Annotated in this window: 19 protein-coding genes and 2 riboswitches; of the genes, 9 read left to right on the forward strand and 10 right to left on the reverse strand. The window is 75.0% G+C overall.

What is annotated here, in order from left to right; genetic code table 11:
- Nucleotides 1–193: 193 nt before the first annotated feature.
- Both ACFVUH_RS24360 and ACFVUH_RS24365 read right to left on the reverse strand, forming a co-directional pair.
- Nucleotides 194–1,048 carry a CbtA family protein gene (locus ACFVUH_RS24360; RefSeq protein ID WP_387915444.1) on the reverse strand — a complete coding sequence of 285 codons (855 nt, stop codon included), beginning with the start codon at nt 1,046–1,048 and terminating at the stop codon, nt 194–196.
- A gap of 35 nt (nt 1,049–1,083) precedes the next feature.
- Nucleotides 1,084–1,308: a CbtB-domain containing protein gene (locus ACFVUH_RS24365; protein WP_355367297.1), complete on the reverse strand. Its 225-nt coding sequence runs from the start codon at nt 1,306–1,308 to the stop codon at nt 1,084–1,086.
- A gap of 61 nt (nt 1,309–1,369) precedes the next feature.
- Nucleotides 1,370–1,456, reverse strand: a riboswitch (cobalamin riboswitch).
- Between the two features lie 175 nt (nt 1,457–1,631).
- On the opposite strand from ACFVUH_RS24365, the gene ACFVUH_RS24370 reads away from it, so the two are divergent.
- Entirely contained in the window at nt 1,632–2,237 is a 606-nt protein-coding gene (locus ACFVUH_RS24370) for a histidine phosphatase family protein (protein WP_387915337.1), read from the forward strand.
- Between the two features lie 12 nt (nt 2,238–2,249).
- On the opposite strand, the gene wecB is transcribed toward ACFVUH_RS24370, so the two are convergent.
- Nucleotides 2,250–3,374 (reverse strand): non-hydrolyzing UDP-N-acetylglucosamine 2-epimerase, encoded by a 1,125-nt coding sequence (gene wecB, locus ACFVUH_RS24375; RefSeq protein ID WP_355367291.1) that lies wholly within the window; start codon nt 3,372–3,374, stop codon nt 2,250–2,252.
- A gap of 421 nt (nt 3,375–3,795) precedes the next feature.
- Here wecB and ACFVUH_RS24380 point away from each other — a divergent pair, with 421 nt between their 5' ends.
- The 4 genes from ACFVUH_RS24380 to ACFVUH_RS24395 all read left to right on the forward strand — a co-directional run bounded on the left by ACFVUH_RS24380 (nt 3,796) and on the right by ACFVUH_RS24395 (nt 6,862).
- Complete coding sequence (locus tag ACFVUH_RS24380; RefSeq protein ID WP_355367288.1) at nt 3,796–3,972, forward strand: hypothetical protein; 177 nt, start codon at nt 3,796–3,798, stop codon at nt 3,970–3,972.
- Nucleotides 3,973–3,980: 8 nt separating this feature from the next.
- The gene (locus ACFVUH_RS24385; RefSeq protein WP_387915338.1) at nt 3,981–4,586 is read left to right on the forward strand and encodes an archaeosortase/exosortase family protein; all 606 of its coding nucleotides are present in this window, start codon (nt 3,981–3,983) and stop codon (nt 4,584–4,586) included.
- A complete protein-coding gene (locus ACFVUH_RS24390) occupies nt 4,583–6,007 on the forward strand; it encodes a glycosyltransferase (RefSeq protein WP_387915339.1) in 1,425 nt (474 codons plus the stop codon). The genes ACFVUH_RS24385 and ACFVUH_RS24390 overlap by 4 nt, the downstream gene beginning before the upstream one ends.
- Nucleotides 6,008–6,118: 111 nt before the next feature.
- Nucleotides 6,119–6,862 carry a choice-of-anchor P family protein gene (locus tag ACFVUH_RS24395; RefSeq protein ID WP_355367279.1) on the forward strand — a complete coding sequence of 248 codons (744 nt, stop codon included), beginning with the start codon at nt 6,119–6,121 and terminating at the stop codon, nt 6,860–6,862.
- Nucleotides 6,863–6,941: 79 nt separating this feature from the next.
- On the opposite strand, the gene ACFVUH_RS24400 is transcribed toward ACFVUH_RS24395, so the two are convergent.
- On the reverse strand, nt 6,942–7,124 hold the full coding sequence (locus tag ACFVUH_RS24400) for a hypothetical protein (protein WP_387915340.1): 183 nt from the start codon (nt 7,122–7,124) through the stop codon (nt 6,942–6,944).
- Nucleotides 7,125–7,177: 53 nt separating this feature from the next.
- Nucleotides 7,178–8,419: a cytochrome P450 gene (locus ACFVUH_RS24405; protein ID WP_355367273.1), complete on the reverse strand. Its 1,242-nt coding sequence runs from the start codon at nt 8,417–8,419 to the stop codon at nt 7,178–7,180.
- A 281-nt stretch (nt 8,420–8,700) separates the two neighbouring features.
- On the opposite strand from ACFVUH_RS24405, the gene ACFVUH_RS24410 reads away from it, so the two are divergent.
- Both ACFVUH_RS24410 and ACFVUH_RS24415 read left to right on the forward strand, forming a co-directional pair.
- A complete protein-coding gene (locus ACFVUH_RS24410) occupies nt 8,701–10,119 on the forward strand; it encodes an APC family permease (protein ID WP_355367438.1) in 1,419 nt (472 codons plus the stop codon).
- Between the two features lie 100 nt (nt 10,120–10,219).
- Nucleotides 10,220–11,857, forward strand: coding sequence for an amidohydrolase (locus tag ACFVUH_RS24415; protein ID WP_387915341.1), 1,638 nt, complete (start codon nt 10,220–10,222; stop codon nt 11,855–11,857).
- 70 nt (nt 11,858–11,927) lie between these two features.
- Here ACFVUH_RS24415 and ACFVUH_RS24420 read toward each other — a convergent pair whose 3' ends face one another.
- Nucleotides 11,928–12,629 carry a TetR/AcrR family transcriptional regulator gene (locus ACFVUH_RS24420; protein WP_355367268.1) on the reverse strand — a complete coding sequence of 234 codons (702 nt, stop codon included), beginning with the start codon at nt 12,627–12,629 and terminating at the stop codon, nt 11,928–11,930.
- 103 nt (nt 12,630–12,732) lie between these two features.
- Nucleotides 12,733–12,971, forward strand: a riboswitch (cobalamin riboswitch).
- 154 nt (nt 12,972–13,125) lie between these two features.
- Between ACFVUH_RS24420 and metE the strand changes: the two genes are divergently transcribed.
- The gene (metE, locus tag ACFVUH_RS24425; protein WP_387915342.1) at nt 13,126–15,441 is read left to right on the forward strand and encodes a 5-methyltetrahydropteroyltriglutamate--homocysteine S-methyltransferase; all 2,316 of its coding nucleotides are present in this window, start codon (nt 13,126–13,128) and stop codon (nt 15,439–15,441) included.
- 113 nt (nt 15,442–15,554) lie between these two features.
- Here the strand turns inward: metE and prpB are convergent, their stop codons facing one another.
- Entirely contained in the window at nt 15,555–16,460 is a 906-nt protein-coding gene (prpB, locus tag ACFVUH_RS24430; protein WP_387915343.1) for a methylisocitrate lyase, read from the reverse strand.
- On the reverse strand, nt 16,460–17,971 hold the full coding sequence (locus ACFVUH_RS24435) for an MmgE/PrpD family protein (protein WP_387915344.1): 1,512 nt from the start codon (nt 17,969–17,971) through the stop codon (nt 16,460–16,462). The genes prpB and ACFVUH_RS24435 overlap by 1 nt, the downstream gene beginning before the upstream one ends.
- A gap of 237 nt (nt 17,972–18,208) precedes the next feature.
- On the opposite strand from ACFVUH_RS24435, the gene ACFVUH_RS24440 reads away from it, so the two are divergent.
- Nucleotides 18,209–18,727, forward strand: coding sequence for a hypothetical protein (locus ACFVUH_RS24440; protein ID WP_387915445.1), 519 nt, complete (start codon nt 18,209–18,211; stop codon nt 18,725–18,727).
- A gap of 26 nt (nt 18,728–18,753) precedes the next feature.
- Here the strand turns inward: ACFVUH_RS24440 and ACFVUH_RS24445 are convergent, their stop codons facing one another.
- A complete protein-coding gene (locus ACFVUH_RS24445) occupies nt 18,754–20,370 on the reverse strand; it encodes an amidohydrolase (protein WP_387915345.1) in 1,617 nt (538 codons plus the stop codon).
- A 5-nt stretch (nt 20,371–20,375) separates the two neighbouring features.
- Nucleotides 20,376–21,254, reverse strand: coding sequence for a PaaX family transcriptional regulator C-terminal domain-containing protein (locus ACFVUH_RS24450; RefSeq protein WP_387915346.1), 879 nt, complete (start codon nt 21,252–21,254; stop codon nt 20,376–20,378).
- Between the last annotated feature and the right edge of the window lie 5 nt (nt 21,255–21,259).

The following is a 21,259-nucleotide window of genomic DNA, read 5'->3' on the forward strand; positions in this document are numbered from 1 at the left end:
GGCCGTTCCTGCCGCGCATCGGCCGTTCCCTCCTCCGCTCGGGGACGCCCCGGAGCCCGGCGTCCGTCCGAGTCCGATGCTGCCAAACCCGCACGGGGGGCGCACGTGCGACTCGACCCCGCCGGCGCGCCATCGGCAGGGTCGAGTCGTGTGCTGGGGAGGAGGGACGGGGAGTGGGGACCGGGGGAGTGGGTCAGACCGCCGGAGCGGGGACGGCTGTCTTTTCCGCGGCGGGTGCCGCCGGGGCGAGCATCCGCTGCGCCAGGGCGCCGAAGACCAGGGCGAAACCGGTCCACAGCACGGCCTGCAGGCCGATCGAGGCGAGCCGGAAGTCCCACAGCAGCCCGGCCGGGAAGCCGTCCGGGATGGCGTCGTCGTTGTCCGGCAGCACGAAGGAGAGCACGGCCATCACCGCGACGTAGCCGAGGCCGGCCGCGAGGACGGCGTTCCAGGTGCCCAGGCGCGGTGCCAGCCGCCGGCCGGTGATCACCGCGGCCGTGCCGATCAGCACGCTGAGCGCGATCATCAGGAAGAACAGCGCGGTGCGCTTCCCGATGGTGTCCGGATTGCCGACCGCCGGCGGCATCGCCGGGTACTTGAGGAACGGCACCAGGTAGACGGTGGTGAACGCGGCGCCCGCGACGAGTGCGGCGGTGGCCCGGGGGCCGAACCGGCCGACCCGGCCGAGGGCGAAGCAGAACGCCAGCGCCGCGATGCCGCCGACGGCGACGCCGTAGACGAGCACGCCGGTGGCGAGGCCGGCGGTGGACTGGAGGTCCCGGCTGACCAGTTCCTCCTCCTCGCCGGTGGACTTGGCCGGGGCGGCGTCGGCGGCCTCGTGGGAGTCCGCCGGGCCGGCGGCGGAACCGGCCCCGCCGCCGTGGTCGTGGTGGTGCCCGGCCGGGGCGGACTGCGACTGCTCCTGGGCGATGGCGTCCGAGACGGGGCCCTCGCCGACGGTGTAGGCGAAGACGAAGGCCACCAGCCCGGCGACCAGGCCGGCCAGCAGACCGCGCAGCAGCAGCTTTCCGACGGTGCCCGAGGGCATGGATGCGGAGTCGTTCATCGGTGCGTGGTCTCCGCTCAGTGGCACGGGAAGCCGAGCAGGTGGCGGCCGTCGTGCACCCACTCGTGCACGGTGGCCCCGGAGAACACGGAGGTGGCGCCCTGTTCGGCACCGACGAAGTAGAGCAGGACCAGCATCAGGGTGCCGAGGAACAGCGCCCAGGGAAGGATGGCGCGGATCGGCAGCGTGGCCGGGGCGGAACCGCCCGCGGGCAGGCTGGGGGAGAGGACGGACTGGGCCATGGCAGGACCTCCTGGGGGAAACACGCGTCCCGTTCGGTGGAGCTCTGACGACGGCGGTCGGGTCTGACTCGCCGGACCCCGCCGTTGCGTGAGGCGGCCGGTTCCGGCTTACAGTGGCGCGACCGTGCCGGATTTCCACCGGGCTTCCGTCTCGCCGTCGTCTTCAGTTGTCGGGTGAGACCGTAGCGCCCGGTGACGGCGGAGCCAAGGGCGTACGCCGAATCGTTGCCGCGCCGCGAGCTGCGCAATCGTCCGCCGCAGGGCCCGGAAGCCGCTGGTCCGGGGGACTGCCAAGGGTCACAGGTGTACGAAGGGGGAAGGGCATGACGGTACGGGTGATCTTCGTCGCTCCGGCGATCGGGCCGGAGCTGCGGCAGGCCCGGTTCGGCGGCGAAGGGTCCGTGGACGGGGGCGATCCGCTCGACGCCGCCGGGGTGCGCGCCGCCCGCGCCGCCGGGCCGGGCCTGCCGGCGGCGGCCCTGCGGTTCGTCTCGCCCTCCGCCCGCTGCCGCCGCACCGCCGAGGAGCTGGGGCTGTCCGACGCCGTGGACGAGCCCGAGCTGCGCGGCTGTGCGACGGGCCGCTGGAGCGGGCGGACCCTCGACGAGGTGGTGGCCGAGGAGCCGCAGGTGGTGCGGGCGTGGCTGTCCGACCCGGCGGCGGCGCCGCACGGCGGCGAATCGGTGCGGGAGCTGTGCGCCCGGGTGGGCGGCTGGCTGGACGGCACGGCGGCGGTGCTGGGCGGCCGGGTGCTGGTGGTCGCCGAGCCGGACGTGGTGCGGGCCGCCGCGGTGCACGCCCTCGGCGTCACGGACCAGGCCTTCCGGCGGCTCGACGTGCCCCCGCTGGCCGGCGTCGAACTGACCGGGTGGGTGGGCCGCTGGAACCTTCGCCTCGGCGGGCCCGGGTCCGGCAGCGGTCGGCCCTAGAGGCGAACCGGCTCACCCGGCGCAGAGCAGCCGCGCGCGGTCCTCGGCGAGGTAGCGGGAGCGGACGGCGGCGACGATCTCCGCGCTGGCGGTGCCGTTGCCGTACGGGGAGGGCCGCCCGGCGAGCGCCCCGACGGCCTCCGGATCGGCGAGCAACTCCCGGAGCGCGACGTCGAGTTCGGCACCGGGCCGGACCAGCCGGGCGAAGCCGGAGCGGACCGCCTCGGGCCGTTCGGTGGAGTTGCGGACCACGATCAGCGGCCGCTTGAGGACCGTGCACTCCTCCTGGACCCCGCCGGAGTCCGAGACCAGCAGCCGGCAGCCGGCGGCCAGGGCGAGGAAGGTGCGGTGGTCGACCGGGGGCACCGGGCGCAGCCCGGCGAGCGCGCCGGAGAGCCCGAACCGTTCGATCGCCGCCCGGGTGCGCGGATGCAGCGGCAGCACCACCGGCAGGTCCAGCGCGGCGAGTTGGCCGAGGATCCGGCCGAGCCGGGCGGGGTCGTCGGTGTTCTCCGGCCGGTGCAGGGTGGCCAGCAGATAGCGGTTGGGGCGCAGCCCGAATCCGTCCAGGACGGCGCGGGCCTCGACCGGTCCGGGCAGTGATTCCAGGGTGGCCTCGACGACGGTGTTGCCGGTGACCACCACCTGCTCCGCCTCGATGCCCTCGCGCAGCAGGTGGGCGGCGGCGGTCGCGGTCGGGGCGCAGTGCAGGTCGGCGAGCGGGGCGATGAGCCGGCGGTTGGCCTCCTCGGGCATGTCGGGGTCGAAGGAGCGCAGTCCGGCCTCGACGTGGACGACGGGCACGCCCGCGCAGTGGGCGGCCAGTGCGCCGGCGGCGGCGGAGTTGGTGTCGCCCTGGACGACGACGGCGGCGGGCGGGTGCTCGGTGAAGTGGTCGCTGAGCGCGCTGACCATCCGGCCGATCTGTCGGCCCCGGGCCTCGCCGGCGACGCCGCTGAGCGTGATGTGCGGGCGGGGGAGCGCGTACTGCCGGAAGAAGGCGGTGGTGAGGCCGGGATCCCAGTGCTGACCGGTCCACACGATGCGGGCGGCGTCCTCCAGGAGCCGCACCACACCGGCGAGTTTGACGATTTCCGGTCGGGTGCCGAGGACCACGGCTATGTCGGCTGAGGGCATTCGGGCTCCCTTGACGGTGCATCCGATCGAACGCTCGGAGTGCTCGGACTACGTGTCACAACATGGCCATCGGCGCTGAGCCGCGGCAACCGTTGGTGATCAATGTCCCCCGAATGGCGGTACGGCGGGTCGCCGCGACACTCCGTTGACATGCCGTCGACACGCCGTTCGGCTCTTTCGCGGGAAGCATCGTGCGAATACGGACCATCAGAAGTCTGATTTTCGTTCCATGATGTGCCACCAGAAAGGGAGTTCGATCCGCGGTGGCATCGCGGTAACGTTCCTCCCCGCCTGGGCCGTTCCGATGTGCCCGGTGCTGCCCCCCCTGTGTCCGGGTGCTCACCGAATTCGCCCGCATCCCTTCCGCTGCGCGGCAACCCCCCTCGTATGACCCCGGTTCTCCGACGAGAGGAATTCCCCCATGTACGGACCTGTGGCCGGCGGACTGCCGCCGGCAGCCGGCGGCGGCGCCCTGGCGGCGACCGGATCGGTGGGCCTCGGCGTCACGGCGACGGCCGCGGTGGCCATGGTGCTGCTCGGGCTCGGACTGCTCCGCCGCAGCCGACTGCGCCGCGGCGAGGGCCCGGGCGAGGACTGAGCCGCGCCATGACCGAATCCCTGCCGCACCCGCTCGCACCCCGCCCGCGCGCGGCGACCCGCACCGGGCGCTCCCCGGTCGGGATGCTCTGCGGCGCCGCGCTGCTCGGCGTGTGCGGCTCCCTGGTGGCCGGCGAACGCGCCTACCGCTCCCAGGAGAGCCGCGGCACGGCGTGGCTCGTCGAGCACCTCCTGGGCATGCGCACCCTGCTGCTCGAAGGTCCGAGCGCCCCCGTGCTGTACGCGGGCGACCACACCGGCCTGGACCGCGGAGTGGCCCTGAGCACCGGCTGCAGCAGCGCGCTGCTGATCGCCCCGCTCGCCCTGGTGACCGCCCTGCTGCTGCTCTTCGGCAACCGCCGGCCCGGCCGCGTCCTGCTGGCCTTCGCGCTCGCCGCCGCACTGGTCGTGGCCACCAACCTGGCCCGGCTGACCCTCGTGCTGGTGATGCAACACCGGTACGGCGCCGAGGGCTTCGGCTGGACGCACGTCCTGTTCGGCTCGGTGCTGATGATGGCCGCCGCCCTCGCCGCCGCCCTGCTCTACCTATGGCTGCTGCCCAGCGGCGGCACCGCCGCCGCACCCCTCCGCACGAACGGGGAGGACGGACCGTGACCCTGCTGGACACCTCCGTCTCGCTCTCCTTCGTCCTGGGCATCGGCTTCCTCGCCTACGTCGTGGTGATCGTGCGCGGCTACCTGCGGGACCGGCCCGCCCCGCCCGGCGACCCGGACGGCTTCGGCTGGCACTTCCTGATCCCCTGCCGGGACGAGGAGGCCGTCATCGCCACGACCCTGGACTACCTCGCCGAGCACTTCGCCGGCGCCACCGTCTGGGTCGTCGACGACGCCTCCGCGGACCGGACGGCCGAACTCGTCCGCACCTGGCCCGCCACCTGCGACCGCCTCACCGTGCACCTGGTGTCCCGGCGGCTGCCCGAGGCCCGGACCGGCAAGGGCGACGCGCTGAACGCCGGCTACCGGGCCGTGGAGGCCGCGCTGCCCGCCGGCACCGACCCCGAACGGGTGGTGCTCTGCGTGCTCGACGCCGACGGCCGCCCCTCTCCCGGAGCGCTCGCCGTGTGCGCCGGACCGGCCCTCTTCGGCGATCCCGGGATCGGGGCCGTGCAGGTCGAGGTGCGGATGTCCAACCGCGACGTGCCCCGGCCGCTGCCCGGCCGCGGCGCGCTCGCCAACCGGCGGGCCCGGCTGCTCGCCCGCCTCCAGGACATCGAGTTCCGCGGGCCGATCTCCGCCATGCAGATCACCCGCCGCCGCACCGGCACCGTCAACGTCGGCGGCAACGGCCAGTTCACCCGGCTCTCGGCGCTGCGCTCGGTGGACCGCGGCGGCGGGCGGCCGTGGGGCAAGGCCCTGCTGGAGGACTACGAGCTGGGCCTGCGCCTGATGCTGGCCGGCTGGCGCAACGGCTACACCACCGACGCCTGGGTCGACCAGGAGGCGCTGTGGAGCGTGCGGCAGCTGATCACCCAGCGGGTGCGCTGGGCGCAGGGCTCGATGCAGTGCACCCGCTACCTGCGGGAGATCTGGGGCTCGCGGGCGTTCGGCACGGCCGGCTTCCTGGAGGTGCTCTACTTCATGAGCCAGCCGTGGCTCCAACTCGTCGGCCTGCTGGTGTACACCGTGCCGATCGCGGCGTTCGGCTACAACCTCGTGGTCTACCCGGAGTTCGTGCTCGCCTTCCTGCGGCAGGGCGGCGCGCTGCTGCTGACGCTCTACCTGCTGCTGGGGGTCGGCGAGTTCGCGATCTGGGGTCCGCTCTACCGGCGGCGCTGCGAGCCGGGCACCGGGCGGCGGGCCGCGCTCGGGTACGGGCTCGCGCTGGCCCTGTACGCCGCCACGACCTACCTGGTCGCCGTCCGGGCGGCCTGGCGGATGCTGTGCCGGCGCAGTTCCTGGCACAAGACCGCCCGGGTCGCCGTCGCCCCCGCGCCCGTCGCCCCCGCGCTCATCGCACCTGCCACCGTCGCGAGCGCCCCGCCGCCCGCGGCCGTCCTCGGCGAGCCGGTGCGATGAGCGCCCGCGCCCCGGCCCGCGCCCCGCCCGACGGCCGCGCGCGGTCCCGCCGTCCCCCCGACCGTCACCGACCGTCGTCCTCCTCCCGTCCCCACGAAAGGCACCACCACCATGACCTCTCGTCGTAACCGCACCCGCCTGCTCGCCGGTGCCGCTCTGACCGCCACGCTGGTCTGCACCGCCGCACCGGCCTGGGCCGCGCTCGCCGCGCCCCAGGCCAAGGCCTACGTGGTGGCCGCGGACGCCGTCGGCAGCCTGGTCTCCGTCTCCCCGATGCCGTCCTCCACCTACCCCTCGGGCGGGACCAACACCCTGGCCGGCGTCCACCTCGGGCCGTTCGCCACCGACTCGGTGCTCACCGCCACCACCTCCGGCGACCCGCAGGCCGGCACCTCGGGGGCCTCCGCCACGGTCGACTCGCTCGGCGTCGACCTGACCCTCGCGACCGTCTCGCTCACCGGCGTCAACTCGACCTGCACCGCCACCCCGACCGGCGCCACCGGCTCCGGCCTCATAGCTGGCGGTACCGTCCGCGTCCCGCTGCTCCCGGCGATCACCCTGCAGGCCGGTGCGGCCCCCAACACCCAGGTCAACGTGCCCGGGGTCGCCACCATCGTCCTCAACGAGCAGACCACCGACGCCAACGGCGTGCTCACCGTCAACGCCGTCCGGATCGCCCTGCTGCCGATCCTCAACGGCGCGAACCTGACCATCGGCCACGCCGAGTGCGGCGGCGCCGCGCCCGCCGAGGCCGTGCCGATGATCAACCCCCAGGTCGCGGCCGTCGGCGGAGCGGCGGCCCTCGCCACCGCCGCCGGCGTCTTCCTGCTGCGCCGCCGCAACAGCGCCGCCTGATCCCGCCCTGTCCGACCCCGCCCCGCCGGCTCGCCCCGGGCCCGTTCACCGGGCCCGGGGCGGCCGGGTCTCCCCGGCGTCACGGCCGCCGGAGGTCGAAGCGCCAGTCGTTGCAGCGCATCGGGCGGCCCGGCGGATACGCGAAGTCCCGGGCGCCCAGCAGCTCGAAGCCCGCGCCCCGGCACACCGCGTTGGACGCGGGGTTGTCCACCTCCTGCTCGGACCAGGGCTCCAGGCGCACCACGGTGGGACGATCGTCCATGGGCGTACGGTAGGCGGTGCCACCGACAGTCGGTGCCGGCGTCCGCGCGGCGGTCACCCGGTGGTGGGCGTGAGCCGGACCGGCAGGGCCTGCAGGGCGTTCACGATGAAGGACTCCTGCGGGAGCAACTCCTCCACCGGAACCGCGAGTTCGACGTCTGGGAAGGCGCCGAACAGGGCACTCAGCGCCTCCTCGGCCTCCATCGTGCCGAGCAGCGCGCCCAGGCAGTAGTGGCGGCCGTGGCCGAAGGCCAGGTGGGTCTTGTCGGGCCGGGTGAGGTCGAACTCCTCCGGCCGGTCGGGGTGCAGCGCCGGGTCGCGCCCGGGCGCGCCGAAGGCGAACAGGATCGGCTCGCCGGCGCGGATCAGCACGCCCTCGCCGAGGTCGACGTCCTCGGCCGCGAAGTACATCGGCAGGTGCATCACCGGTGCCTCCAGGCGCAGCGTCTCCTCGATGGCGTCGCGCCAGGTCGCCTCGCCGGAGCGGATCAGCGCCAGCTGCCCGGGGTGGGCGAGCAGCAGCGCCACCGCGTGGTCGATGAGGTTGACGGTGGTCTCCGACCCGGCGCCGATCATCAGGATCAGGGTGGAGACCAGCTCCGGCTCGCTCAGCCGGGACCCCTGGGCGTCGCGGGTGGCGATCAGGTCGCTGGTCATGTCGTCGCCCGGCGTCGCCCGTTTGGTGGCGGCCAGCCGGGCCATCGCGGCGAACAGGTCGTCGAGCAGGGCCTTGGCGTGCTCGGGGGCGGCGTCGGTCTCCAGGGCGCCGTCCACCACCCGCCGCACCTCGGGCCGCTGCTCCTCCGGGACTCCGAACAGGTCGCAGATCAGCGTGGTCGGCAGCGGATAGGACAGCCGGGTGTGCAGGTCGACGCGCTCGCCGGGCGCCGCCGTGCGCAGCCCGTCGACCAGGGCGGCGGTGATCGCCCGCACCCGGGGCCGCAGCGCCTCCACCCGGCGCGGGCCGAACGAGGGCGAGGTGAGCGTGCGCAGCCGGTGGTGGTCCTCGCCGTCGCTGGTGAACATCGACTCCACCGCGACCCAGCTGGCCAGCGGCCAGTCCGGGCCGACCCGGCCGTCGATCCAGTCGGGCCAGTGGCGGCGGGCGTTCTTGGCGAGCCGGGGGTCGGTGAGGAGGCGCTTGGCGACGTCGGCGCGGGTCACCGACCAGGCCAGTACCCGGCCGGGGAGTTCGACCCGGACGGCCGGGCCGTGGGTGCGCAGATGGGCGGCTTCGGCGTGCAGGTCGGTGCCGAGGGTGTCGAGCACGTGGGTGATGGGGCAGCGGGGTTCCATGGGCCCTCCTGGACCGGGAGCGGCGGTCGGAAACGGTCGGCCGATGGCGACCGTACGACCGGCCGGGGCGGTGGCGTAAGGGCGCTCACCATTGTTCCGCGCGCCGGGGGGCGGCGCCCCCTCCCTTATGACAACAGCATTGACGTGTCCCGGCGCCCCCGGTTTCATGGCTCGCACTTCCCCCACCCCCACCCCACCCTCAAGGCGGTGATCCCTTGGCATCGACGGTGAAGGCCACGGGCGGCGGTCCGAGAACGGGCGCCGACAGCTCCCACCTCTCCATGCGCCGCTCGCTCGGCCTCCTCGACGGGGCGGCCATCGCCGCCTCCAGCACCGCCGCGACCAGCAGCATCGGCATCGGCCTGGGCCTGATGGCCGGGGTCGTCGGGCTGCACCTCCCCGCGATCATGCTGCTGGCCTTCCTCCCGGTCCTCGCCATCGCGGGCGGCTACGGACGGCTGAACGCCTCGGAGCCGGACGCCGGCAGCAGCTACCGCTGGGTGGGCCGCACGCTCAACCCCTGGCTCGGCTTCCTCACCGGCTGGGTGAACACCGTCGGCACCGTGGTGTTCATGGCCTACACCACGACCGTCACCGGCTCCTCGATCGTCCAGCTCCTCGACCTGGCCCACCTGCGCAGCATCGCGGGCCTGCGGCTCGACGCGGACTCGACCGTCCAGTGCACCCTGATCGGCCTGGTCGTCCTGATCGGCGCCGCGCTGGTCGCGGTGCGCGGGCTCGACCTGGCCGCCCGGCTGCAGAAGGCGCTGCTGGTCTTCGAGTACGCGGTGCTGCTCGGCTTCTGCGGGTACGGGCTGTTCGCCGGCGACCAGCCGTTCTCGCTCCAGTGGTTCAACCCCTTCGCGATCCCGTCCTTCGAGGCCCTGGCGCAGGGCATGGTGCTGGCGGTGTTCTGCTACTGGGGATTCGAGTCGGTGTTCAGCGTGGGGGAGGAGGTCCGCGACCCGCGGGACGCCTCCCGGGGCGGCACGCTCGCCCTGGTGGTGATGCTGCTGCTCTTCCTGCTCGCCGGAACGGCCTTCCAGCGGGTGCTCCCGCTCGGCGAGTTGGCGGACAACGGCGCGCACGGTCTGGCGTACTTCGGAGCCCGGCTGGCCGACCAGCCGCTGGCCGCGCTGCCGTTGATCGCGCTGATGCTCTCCGCGGTGGCCTCGCTGCAGTCCTCGGTGATCCCGACCGCCCGCGGGCTCTACGCGATGGGGCGCGACGGCGTGCTCGGCCCGGTGTGGACCCGGCTGCACCCCCGGCACTCGACGCCCGCCACCGGCACCCTGCTGATCACCGGGGTCGCGGTGCTGCTGGCGCTCTGCTCGGTCGCCGTCCCGACCGTCAACGACCTCATCGCGGCGGCCGTCAACGCGATCGGCATCATCGTCGCCCTCTACTACGCGCTCACCGCCGTCGCGGCCGCCGTCCGCTTCCGCCACCTGCTGCGCACCGACCTGCTGGAGGGCCTGCGGGCGGTCGTCGGCCCGCTGCTCGGCGCGGCGACACTGCTCGTCGTCGGCGGCTATCTGGCCTGGACCTTCTACGACTCCACCGACCATTTCGAACTCTCCGCCGACAACGGCTGGTTCGAGCTCTCGGTGGTGGTACTGATGATCGTCAGCGGCCTGCCCGCGGCGGCCTGGGCCCGCTGGCGGCGGCGCTCGCCGTACTTCCTCGGCGGCACCCGCTGACCTCGTACCACCTGAACCGCCTCGCACCACCCCGCAGGACTCCGTACCACCGCGCACGACCCCGCACGACCCCGTACCACCCGAGAACGGAGCACCACCCATGACCAAGGCCGATCTGGTCTTCACCCGCGGCCCCGTGCACACCGGCGACGCCGCCCGGACCCGGGCGACCAGCCTGGCCGTGACCGGTGGACGGATCACCGCCGTGGGCCACGACGAGGTCCGCGAGCTGATCGGTCCCGGGACCGAAGTCGTCGACCTTGCCGGAAAGTTGCTGCTTCCCGGCTTCCAGGACGCGCACGTCCACGCGGTCTTCGGCGGCGCCGAGCTGGCCGCCTGCGACCTCACCGGCACGGTCGGCGTCACCGACTACCTGACGCGGATCCGCGACTACGCCGAGGCCCACCCCGAGCAGGAGTGGATCACCGGCAGCGGCTGGTCGATGGAGAGCTTCGACGGCGGACTGCCGTCCCGCCAACTGCTCGACAGCGTCGTCGCGGACCGCCCGGTCTACCTGACCAACCGCGACCACCACGGCGCCTGGGCCAACACCCGGGCCCTGGAGCTGGCCGGCCTGGACCGCGACACCCCCGACCCGGCCGACGGACGGATCGAGCGGGAGCCCGACGGCACCCCGAGCGGCACCCTCCAGGAAGGCGCCACCGCCCTGGTGGCCCGGCTGCTGCCGCCGGCCACCGCCGCCGACCGGCTGGACGGGCTGCTGCGCGCGCAGCGGCTGCTGCACTCGCTCGGCGTCACCGGCTGGCAGGACGCCCTGCTCGGGGAGTTCAACGGCCAGCCCGACCCGTCCGACGCCTACCTGGCCGCCGCGCGCTCGGGCGCGCTGACCGCCCGGGTGACCGGAGCGCTCTGGTGGGACCGCGACCGGGGCGCCGAGCAGATCCCCGAACTCGTCGAGCGGCGCGCCGCGTTGGCGCACGGACGGTTCCGGGCCGGCTCGGTGAAGATCATGCAGGACGGCATCGCGGAGAACTTCACCGCCGCCATGACCAGCCCCTACCTCGACGGCTGCGGCTGCGCGACCGCCAACTCCGGCCTCAGCTTCGTCGATCCGCTCGCCCTGCGCGGGTACGTCACCGACCTGGACGCACTGGACTTCCAGGTGCACTTCCACGCGCTGGGCGACCGGGCGGTGCGCGAGGCGCTGGACGCGGTCGAGGCCGCCCGCTCCGCCAACGGCCGGCGCGGCACCCGGCACCACCTGGCGCACCTCCAGGTGGTCCACCCGGACGACGTGCCGCGCTTCGCCCGGCTCGGCGCCGTCGCCAACATCCAGCCGCTGTGGGCGGCGCACGAGCCGCAGATGGACGAGCTGACCATTCCCTTCCTCGGCCCGGAGCGCGCCGCGTGGCAGTACCCGTTCGGCGCGCTCCAGCGGGCGGGCGCCACCCTGGCGGCGGGCAGCGACTGGCCGGTGAGCAGCCCGGACCCGCTGGCCGGACTGCACGTGGCCGTCAACCGGAGGGAGCCGGACGCCACCGACGACCGGGTGTTCCTGCCCGAGCAGCGGCTCGACCTCGCCTCCGCGATCGCCGCCTACACGGCCGGCTCCGCGCATGTGAACGGCGTCGACGACGCCGGGGTGCTCGCCCCGGGCCGGTGGGCCGACCTGGTCGTGCTGGACCGCGACATCCTCACCGGCCCGGCCGACGGGATCGCCGGGGCCCGGGTCCTGCGGACCTACGTCGGCGGCGAGTTGGTCCACACGGCCGACTGACCGGGCCCGGCCGCCCGTCGCCCGAGCGTCAGCGGTCCGTATCACCCGCCCGCCCGGCCGGCGGTCGCGCTCAGCGCGCCGCCAGCCGGGCCTCGACGGCGTCCAGCAGCAGGTCCAGTGCGAACGGGTAGCCGCTGCGCCGCATGTCGGCGGCGAGCAGGTGCGCGGTGGCGGCGATGTGCGGGTTGGCCGCGGGGTCGACCCGCGCGTACGAGGCCTGCCAGACCCGCAGGTCCGCCGTCTGCGCGGCGGCGGGCAGGGCGAGCGCGGCGGCGTCCAGCGCGGCGAAGCCGAGGCTCTGGTCGACGAACGCGTGGTAGATCCGCACGGCCTCCGGGTCGGGGAAGCCCGCGGTGCGCAGCACGCCGAGGATCGCCTCGACGGCGGCGATCTCGTGGGTGCGCCCGGTGGTGCGGTGGGCGGCGAGCAGGGCGGCCTGCGGGTGGGCCTGGTAGCTGGCGTGGATGCGCAGACCGATCGCCCGCAGGTCCGCCCGCCAGTCCCCGGTGGCCCGCCAGCCCTCCTGGGCGCGGCCGATCAGCTCGTCCGCGACGGCGAGCAGCAGGTCGTCGGCGCTGTGGAAGTAGCGGTAGACGGCGCTGGGATCGGCCCCCAGCGCGGTGCCGAGCCGGCGTACGGTCAGCGCCTCCGCTCCGTGCTGCCCGATCAGCCGCAGGGCCGTGCCGACGATCAGCTCGTGGGAGAGCACCACCCCCTGCTTGGTGGGCCGTCGGCGCCGCCGCTGGGGTTCGGGCACTACGCGTTCGCTCATCCCGGCAGGCTACGACAACATGCTTGACGTAGCACAGGGGCGCGACGGTACCGCTGGACGGACGTTCGGGGATATCCGGGTGACGGGGCGGCCGCCCAGCCTCTAGGCTGGCCGGGCAGCTGGTTCGTCCTGTCCGCCAGACAGGACGTCGTAAGAGGGAACCCGGTGACGCCTTTCGACTGGCCAGTCCGGGACTGCCCCGCAGCGGTGAGTGGGAACGAACGCCGTCATACGCACTGGACCCGGGACGGGTCTGGGAAGCGACGGCCAGTAGGTGTCCGCCCTCGACGAGGGCGGGCGTGCCCGCGAGTCCGAAGACCTGCCCGCTGCCCGTGCGCGACCGATCGCGCGCGGCCATCCCGGTGACCTCGTGGGCGGGTCGGCGTGCAGACCAGGCGGAGCCGTGCGCAGGCGCGGGTGCCCGTCCGGTCCGTCACCCCTTCGTGCCCCCGTGTCGTCGCCGGGTCCAGGAGACAGGCTCGCGAAGGAGAGTCCCTTGACCACGAAGTCCGCGGCCGCGGCGACCACGGCCACCGTCCACGGCTACCCCAGGCAGGGCCGTAACCGGGAACTCAAGAAGGCGATCGAGGGCTACTGGAAGGGCACGGTCACCGCCGACGCCCTCCACACCGCCGCCGCCGGACTGCGCCGGGAGAGCTGGCGCAGGCTCGCCGAGGCCGGCGTCCACGAGGTCCCCACCGGCGACTTCTCGCTCTACGACCACGTGCTCGACACCACCGTCGCCGTCGGCGCGATCCCCGCCCGCCACCGGGCCGCCGTCGAGGCCGACCCGCTCGACGGCTACTTCGCCATGGCGCGCGGCACCCAGGAGGCCGCGCCGCTGGAGATGACCAAGTGGTTCGACACCAACTACCACTACCTGGTGCCCGAACTCGGCCCCGGCACCGCCTTCACCGCGAACTCCGGCAAGCCGGTCGCCGAACTGGCCGAGGCCCTGGCGGCGGGCCACCGGGCCCGCCCGGTGCTGGTCGGCCCGGTCAGCTACCTGCTGCTGGCCAAGCCCGCCCCCGGCGTGGCCGGGGACTTCCAGCCGCTCACCCTGCTGGACCGGCTGCTCCCGGTCTACGCCGAGCTGCTGGCGGACCTGTTCGCGGCCGGCGCCGAGTGGGTCCAGCTCGACGAGCCGGCGCTCGTCCAGGACCGCACCCCGGCCGAGCTGAACGCCGCCGCCCGGGCCTACCGCGACCTCGGCGCCCTCACCGACCGGCCCAAGCTGCTGGTCGCGAGCTACTTCGACCGCCTGGGCGAGGCCCTGCCGGTGCTCGCCAAGGCCCCCGTCGAGGGCCTGGCCCTGGACTTCACCGGACCGGCCGCCGCCAACCTGGACGAGCTCGCGGCCGTCGGCGGACTGCCCGGCAAGCGTCTGGTCGCCGGTGTCGTCGACGGCCGCAACATCTGGATCAACGACCTGGAGCGGTCGCTGGCCACCCTGGCCACCCTGCTCGGCCTGGCCGGCCACGTGGACGTGGCGCCGTCCTGCTCCCTGCTGCACGTGCCGATCGACGCGACCGCCGAGCGCGACCTCGACCCGCAGATCGCCCGCTGGCTCGCCTTCGCCCGGCAGAAGGCCGAGGAGGTCGCCCTGCTCGCCCGCGGCCTGCGCGAGGGCACCGGCGCGATCACCGCCGAACTCGCCGCCAACCGCGCCGACCTGGCCTCCCGCGCCACCTCACCGATCACCCGCGACCCCGCCGTGCGCGCCCGCACCGCCGCCGTCACCGGGGCCGACGCCCGCCGCACCCAGGCCTACCCGCGGCGCGCCGAGGCCCAGCACGCCCGCCTCGGCCTGCCGCTGCTGCCCACCACCACCATCGGCTCCTTCCCGCAGACCGCCGAGCTGCGCGCCGCCCGCGCCGACCTCACCGCCGGGCGGATCGAGGCCGCCGCCTACCGCGAGCGCATCGAGGCCGAGGTGCGCGAGGTGATCGCCTACCAGGAGAAGGCGGGCCTGGACGTCCTCGTGCACGGCGAGCCCGAGCGCAACGACATGGTCCAGTACTTCGCCGAACAGCTCACCGGCTACCTCGCCACCCGGCACGGCTGGGTGCAGTCCTACGGAACCCGCTACGTGCGGCCCCCGGTCCTCGCCGGCGACATCTCCCGCCCGCACCCGATGACCGTCGACTGGTACCGCTACGCCCAGGACCTCACCGACCGCCCGGTCAAGGGCATGCTCACCGGCCCGGTCACCATGCTCGCCTGGTCCTTCGTCCGCGACGACCAGCCGCTCGCCGACACCGCCCGCCAGGTGGCGCTGGCCCTGCGCGACGAGGTGACCGACCTGGAGGCCGCCGGCGCCGCCGTCGTCCAGGTCGACGAACCCGCGCTGCGCGAGACCCTGCCGCTGCGCACCGCCGACCGCCCGGCCTACCTGGCGTGGGCCACCGAGGCCTTCCGGCTCGCCACCTCGGGCGTGCGCGCCGACACCCAGATCCACACCCACATGTGCTACGCCGAGTTCGGCGCGATCATGACCGCGATCGACGACCTCGACGCCGACGTCATCTCCCTGGAGGCCACCCGCTCCCACATGGAGGTGGCCGGAGAGCTGGCCGCCGCCGGCTACCCGCGCGAGGTCGGCCCCGGCGTCTGGGACATCCACTCCCCGCGCGTGCCGAGCACGGAGGAGGCCGAGCGGCTGCTGCGTGCCGGGCTGGCGGCGATCCCCGCCGAACGGCTCTGGGTCAACCCCGACTGCGGCCTGAAGACCCGCGGCTGGACCGAGACCCGCGCCTCCCTGGAGAGCCTGGTCACCGCGGCCCGCCGCCTGCGCGAGGAACTCGCCGGCTGACGCACCGCCGGGAGGGCGGGCGCCCGGCGTGCCCGCCCTCCCGGCCGTCGTGGTCCGGGTCGCCCGTACCGGTGCCGGTGACGTCGAGGTGCGCTCGGGGGTGCTGCCGCCCGTCAGGAGCCCGGTGGCAGGGTGGCGTCGAGGACGGCCGTGTCGAAGGCCGTGTAGTCGGCGTAGCCGAGGAGTTCGTAGGGCCGGGAGCGGGTCTGCATCCGGGGGAGCAGGGCGGCCTGGGTGCCGTCGGCGGCGAGGGTGCGCAGTCCGTCCTCCATGGCGCCCATGGCCAGGCGCAGCAGGGTGACGGGGTAGAGCGCGATGTCGTAGCCGAGGTCCTGCAGGGTGCGGGCGTCCAGCAGCGGGCCCTTGCCGAACTCGGTCATGTTGGCGAGCAGCGGGACGTCCACGGCCTTGCGGAACGCCTCGAACTCGGCCTCACCGGCGAGGGCTTCGGGGAAGACCGCGTCGGCCCCGGCGTCCACGTAGGCCTTGGCCCGGTCGATCGCCGCGGCCAGGCCCTCGACCGCGCGGGCGTCGGTGCGGGCCATCAGCAGGAAGCCGGGGTCGCGCCGGGCGTCGACGGCGGCCCGCAGCCGGCGGGCCATCTCCTCGCGCGGTACGACCGTCTTGCCGTCGAGGTGGCCGCAGCGCTTGGGGGCGACCTGGTCCTCCAGGTGCAGCCCGGCCAGGCCCGCGTCCTCCATCAGCTGGACGGTGCGGGCGGCGTTCAGCGGTCCGCCGAAGCCGGTGTCGGCGTCGACGAGCACGGGCAGGTCGGTGACCCGGGTGGTCTGCTGGGCGCGGGCGGCGACCTCGGTGGCGGTGGTCAGGCCGATGTCGGGCAGGCCGAGGTCGGCGGCGAGCACGGCGCCGGAGAGGTAGGCGGCCTCGAAGCCGAGGTCCTGGACCAGCCGGGCGGTGAGCGGGTTGAGCGCGCCCGGCACGGTCAGCAGCCGTCCGGTGGAGAGCCGTTCACGCAGGGCGCGGCGGCGCTGGGCGGGCGTGGTGCGGGTGTGCAGCATCAGAACAGGCCCTTCGGCAGGGTCTCGTCGTACTCGCGCACGGCCGGGGTGTCGACGGCGGGGAACAGCTCGTCGAGGTCGGTGGCGCGCAGTTCGGCGAGGTTGTCGGCGGCGTCCAGGAAGCGGTCCTGGGCGGCGGGGGTGACGAGGCCCTCGGTGAGGGTGCGGAACTTGCGCCCGTAGGCGGGCCGGTCGAAGGGGCGGGCGCCGGCCGGGTGGGCGTCGGCGACCGCGAGCTCCTCCTCGATCACGGTGCCGTCCTCCAGGGTGACGACCGCCCGGCCGCCGAAGGCCCGCCGCTCCGGGTCGGGGTCGTGGTAGCGGCGGGTCCACTCCGGGTCCTCGACGGTGCTGATCCTCCGCCAGAGCGCCACGGTCTCCGGGCGGGTGGCCCGTTCCGGGGCGTAGGAGCGCTCGTGGTGCCAGGTGCCGTCCTCCAGGGCGACGGCGAGGACGTACGGGGCCGAGTGGTCGAGGGTCTCCCGGCCGGCCTTCGGGTCGTACTTCTGCGGGTCGCCCGAGCCGGAGCCGATGACGTGGTGGGTGTGGTGGCTGGTGTGCAGCACGATCGAGCGCACGGCGGCCGGCGGCCCGGTCCGCTCGCGCAGCCGCCGGGCCAGGTCGATGACCGCCTGGGCCTGGTACTCGGCGGCGTGCTCCTTGGTGTAGGTGTCCAGGATCGCCCGGCGCGGCTCGCCGTCCTCCGGCAGCGGGACCCGGTAGTCCGACCGCGGGCCGTCCAGCATCCAGGCCAGGAAGCCGTCCTCGCCCTCGTAGATCGGGGAGGGGGACTTCTCGCCGCGCATCGCCCGGTCCACCGCCTCGATCGCCGCCTTGCCGGCGAAGGCCGGGGCGAACGCCTTCCAGCTGGAGATCCCGCCCTTGCGGGACTGCCGGGTGGCGGTGGTGGTGTGCACCGTCTGCTGGACGGCCTGGTACACCGTCTCCGTCGGCAGCCGCAGCAGCGCGCCGATGCCGCAGGCGGTGGCCGCGCCCAGATGGGCGACGTGGTCGATCCGGTGGGTGTGCAGGGACATGCTCTTCACCAGGGCGACGTGCACCTCGTAGGCGGCGACGACGGCGCGCAGCAGGTCGGCGCCGGTGCGGCCGGTGTGCTGGGCGGCGGCCAGCAGCGGCGGGATGTTGTCGCCGGGGTGGGCGTAGTCGGCGGCGAGGTAGGTGTCGTGGAAGTCCAGCTCGCGCACCGCCGTGGCGTTGGCCCAGGCCGCCCACTCGGGGGAGACCCGGGTGAGGCTGCCGAACACCCGGGCGCCGGGCGCGGCGTGGTGGGCCTGGGCGTGCGCCTGGGCGCGGGCGACCGCGACCGGCCGGTGCAGCAGCGCGGCGACGGCCACCGCGGCGTTGTCGATCACCCGGTTGACGGCCATCCCGGCGCTGTCGGGCTCCAGCTCCTCGGTGGCGGTGGCCACGGCGGCGAGCCGCCAGGCGAGCTGCTCCTCGCGCGGCAGGCGGTCGGCACTGGGGTGGACGCGGACGCGGTACTCGATCACGGGGCTCCTCGCGGGGGCTTCGGCGGAACGGTCGCAACCGCCGTCGCACGCGTGGCGACGACGCGTCACGCGCGCAGCGGCGACTGCGCAGCGGCGACTGCACGGCGACTGCACGACGAGCCTTCCCGACGACGGCGCCCGTGGCGAGCAGGCCACACCCGTCGTCCGGGCGGGTAGCCTGCCCGGGTGGTCCATGGATTCGGGGTGACGGAGTTCCAGCTGGTGCTGCTGCGGCGGATGGCGGACTTCCGGCCGGAGCTGGTCGAGGACGCCGTGCGCCGGCTGGGGGCGAGCCGGGCCGGGATGCGCGAGGCGAACAAGCGGTGGCAGGCGATGCAACGCGCGCCGGGGTTCCCGTCCGGCGCGCGGCGCTATGCGGCCGTGCTCGGCCCGCCGGAGGCGGAGCCGGCGCGGCGGATCGGGGACCTCGCCTGCACCGCGCGGCAGTGGGCGCTGCCGCTCTGGCCCGGGCTGCGCTTCGAGGTGCTGGTCGGCCCGGGCGGGGCGGAGCTCAACGCCTGGCTGGTGCGGGCGCCCGGCACCCCGGCGCCGGTGCCGCGCACGCTCGAGGAGCTGACGCCGTGGAGCTGCGTGGTGGCCGACGTCGGCGCCGCCTTCCCGCCCGCCGTGCCGCGGGAGGGCAGCGCGCCGACCAGGTTCCGGCTGGACTTCACCGCCCCGGACGCCGAGGGCCGACCCCGGGCCTGCACGGCGGACTTCACCTGGGGGCTGCTCCAGGAGGTGCGCCCCGCCTGAGCGGGCGGGCGTCCCAGGGGGGTGTCTCAGTGGCGGTGCACCGTGCGTCCGCCGACCACGGTGCGTTCCGGCAGCAGCGCGCGCAGCTCGTCGACCGGGCAGCTCAGTGGGTCGGCGGGCCACAGCGTCAGATCGGCGAGCGTGCCCGGGCGCAGCGAGCCGCGCTCGGCGCTCTCGCCGGTCAGCCGGGCCGCGGCCACGGTGTGCAGGGCGATCGCCTCGGCGCGCTCGATCGCGTGCTCGGCGCCGAGCACCCCGGCGACCGTGGCGCGGGTGGTCATGCCCCACACCGAGAGCATCGCGCCGTACGGGCCGACCGGGAAGTCCGAGCCGGCGGAGAGCTGCGCCCCCTCGTCGAGCCACTCGCGCAGCGGGAACAGCGCGCCGGTGCGTTCCTCGCCCCAGGCGCGCCGCTGGGCGGGCGCGCCGTCGTGCAGCAGCGGGTGCTGGACGGTCACCGGGATGCCGAGCGTGATCGCCCGGGCCCGCTGGTCCGCCCGGGCGAGGCCGCCGTGCTCGACGACCAGCGTGCCGGGCGGCAGGCCGGGGCAGCGGGCGAGCACGTCCTCGTAGACGTCCAGCAGGGTGCGCAGCCCGCGGTCGCCCCAGGCGTGCACGCCGACCCGCAGGCCGCGTCCGACGACCCGCTCGACGGCGTCGGCCAGCTCCTTCGGCTCCCAGAGCAGCCGTCCGTGGTAACAGGGCCGCCCCTGGTAGGGCTCCTCCAGCGCGCCCGCCTCGAAGCCGCCGTCGATGCCGAACTTGACGCCCCAGACGGAGAGCCGGTCGTCCTCGTGGCCGGCGGCGCGCCAGGCGAGGACCCGGTCCAGCAGCGCGTCCACCTGCTCCGGCGTGCGGACGGCGAAGCCGGAGACCAGGGCCCGGACCCGGACGGCGAGCGCGCCCTCGTCGCGGGCGGCCCGCAGCACCTCGAGGTCCTCGACCGGGACCAGGCAGTCGCGGACGGTGCCGATCCCGGTGGCGGCGTACCCGGCGGAGGCGGCGCGCAGGCCGTCGATCCGCTCGGCGAGCCCGGGCCGGGGCAGCACCCGGTCGGCGAGTTCGGTCGCCTTGTCGATCAGCCGGCCGGTGAGCCGGCCGTCCGCGTCGCGTTCGATCACGCCGCCGGGCGGGTCGGGGGTGGCGGCGGTGATCCCGGCGAGCCGCAGCGCCGCCGAGTTGAGCACCATGTTGTAGGCGCCGCGGCGGACCAGTACCGGGTGGTCGGCGGTGGCGCCGTCCAGTTCCCCGGTGGTGGGCAGCCGCTGCTCGGCGAGGTTCACCTCCTGCCAGTTGACGGTGGTGCGGATCCACTCCCCGGCGGGGGTGCGGGCGGCGCGCTCGCGGATCAGGGCGAGGAACCCGGGCAGGTCGGCGGCCCGGTGGACGGGCACGCCGTGCACGCTGTGGCCGGCCAGGACCAGATGGGTGTGGGTGTCGTCGAAGGCGGGCAGCACGGTGGCGTGCGGGGCGTCGACCACCTCGGTGGCCGGTCCGGCCAGCGCGTCCAGGCCGTGCGGGTCGGTGGCGAGCGCGGTGATCCGGCCGCCGGTGACGGCGAGCGCGCGCCGCGGCGGCTCGCCGGGGACGAGGGTGTGCACGCGGCCGGCGCGCACCAGCAGGTCGGCGGGCGGACGGGTCATCGTCGTCACGGCTCCTGGTGGTGGAACGGTTCCTGGTGGCGGGTGGCGGCCGACAGGCCGGTGACCTTCTCGACGTACTCCAGGCCGGGTCCGGCGAGCCGGGTGTGCAGTTCGGTGAAGACGGCCCGCGCCGCGACGGCGTTCCAGTCGGCGGGCAGCAGCGGCTCGGGCAGGCCCGGGTCCAGGTAGGGCAGGCGGCGCCACTGGTCGAGCATCGGGACGTAGGCGCGGAACGCCTCGGCCGGGTCGAGGTCGGTCCGTTCGCGCAGGGTGGTGACGGCGGGCCGCCAGGCGTCGGTGAAGGCCGCGTACTGGGCCTCGATGGCGGGGAAGTCCCACCAGTCGGCGACCGCCGTGCGCAGGTCGGTGAAGCCCGCGTACTCGGCGGACAGGAAGAGGTGCACGTAGGCGTCCAGGCCGAGGCGTTCGAGCAGCCGCCGGGCGTCGGGCAGCACCCGGGCGGGGGCCAGCCAGACGCCGGGGGCCGCGTTGCCGAAGCCGAGCCAGCTGAGCCGGGAGCGCAGGGTGTGGCGGTGGGCGCGCTCGGACTCGGGGACGGAGAAGACGGCCACCACCCAGCCGTCGGCGAGTCCGGCGGGCTCCAGGCTGCGGAAGATCCGGCGGTCGCCCTCGTCGAACACCGGGTCCATCGCGGGGGAGAGCCGGTAGCCGGTGCCGCTCCGGTCACCGGCGCGGCGTTCCTGGAGGAGGGTGCCGGCCTTCTTCATGCGCGAGATGGCCGAGCGGACGGCGGGTGCGTCGACGTCCAGCTCGGCCAGCAGGCCGATCAGGTCGGCGATGGATATCCAGCCGCCGAGGCGGCGGACGAACTCGCCGTAGACGGTGTGGATCAGCGAACTCGGCCGGGAGGTGTTCTCGGTCATCCGGA

The sequence above is a fragment of the Kitasatospora sp. NPDC058032 genome (assembly GCF_042885845.1).
Lineage (GTDB): Bacteria > Actinomycetota > Actinomycetes > Streptomycetales > Streptomycetaceae > Kitasatospora.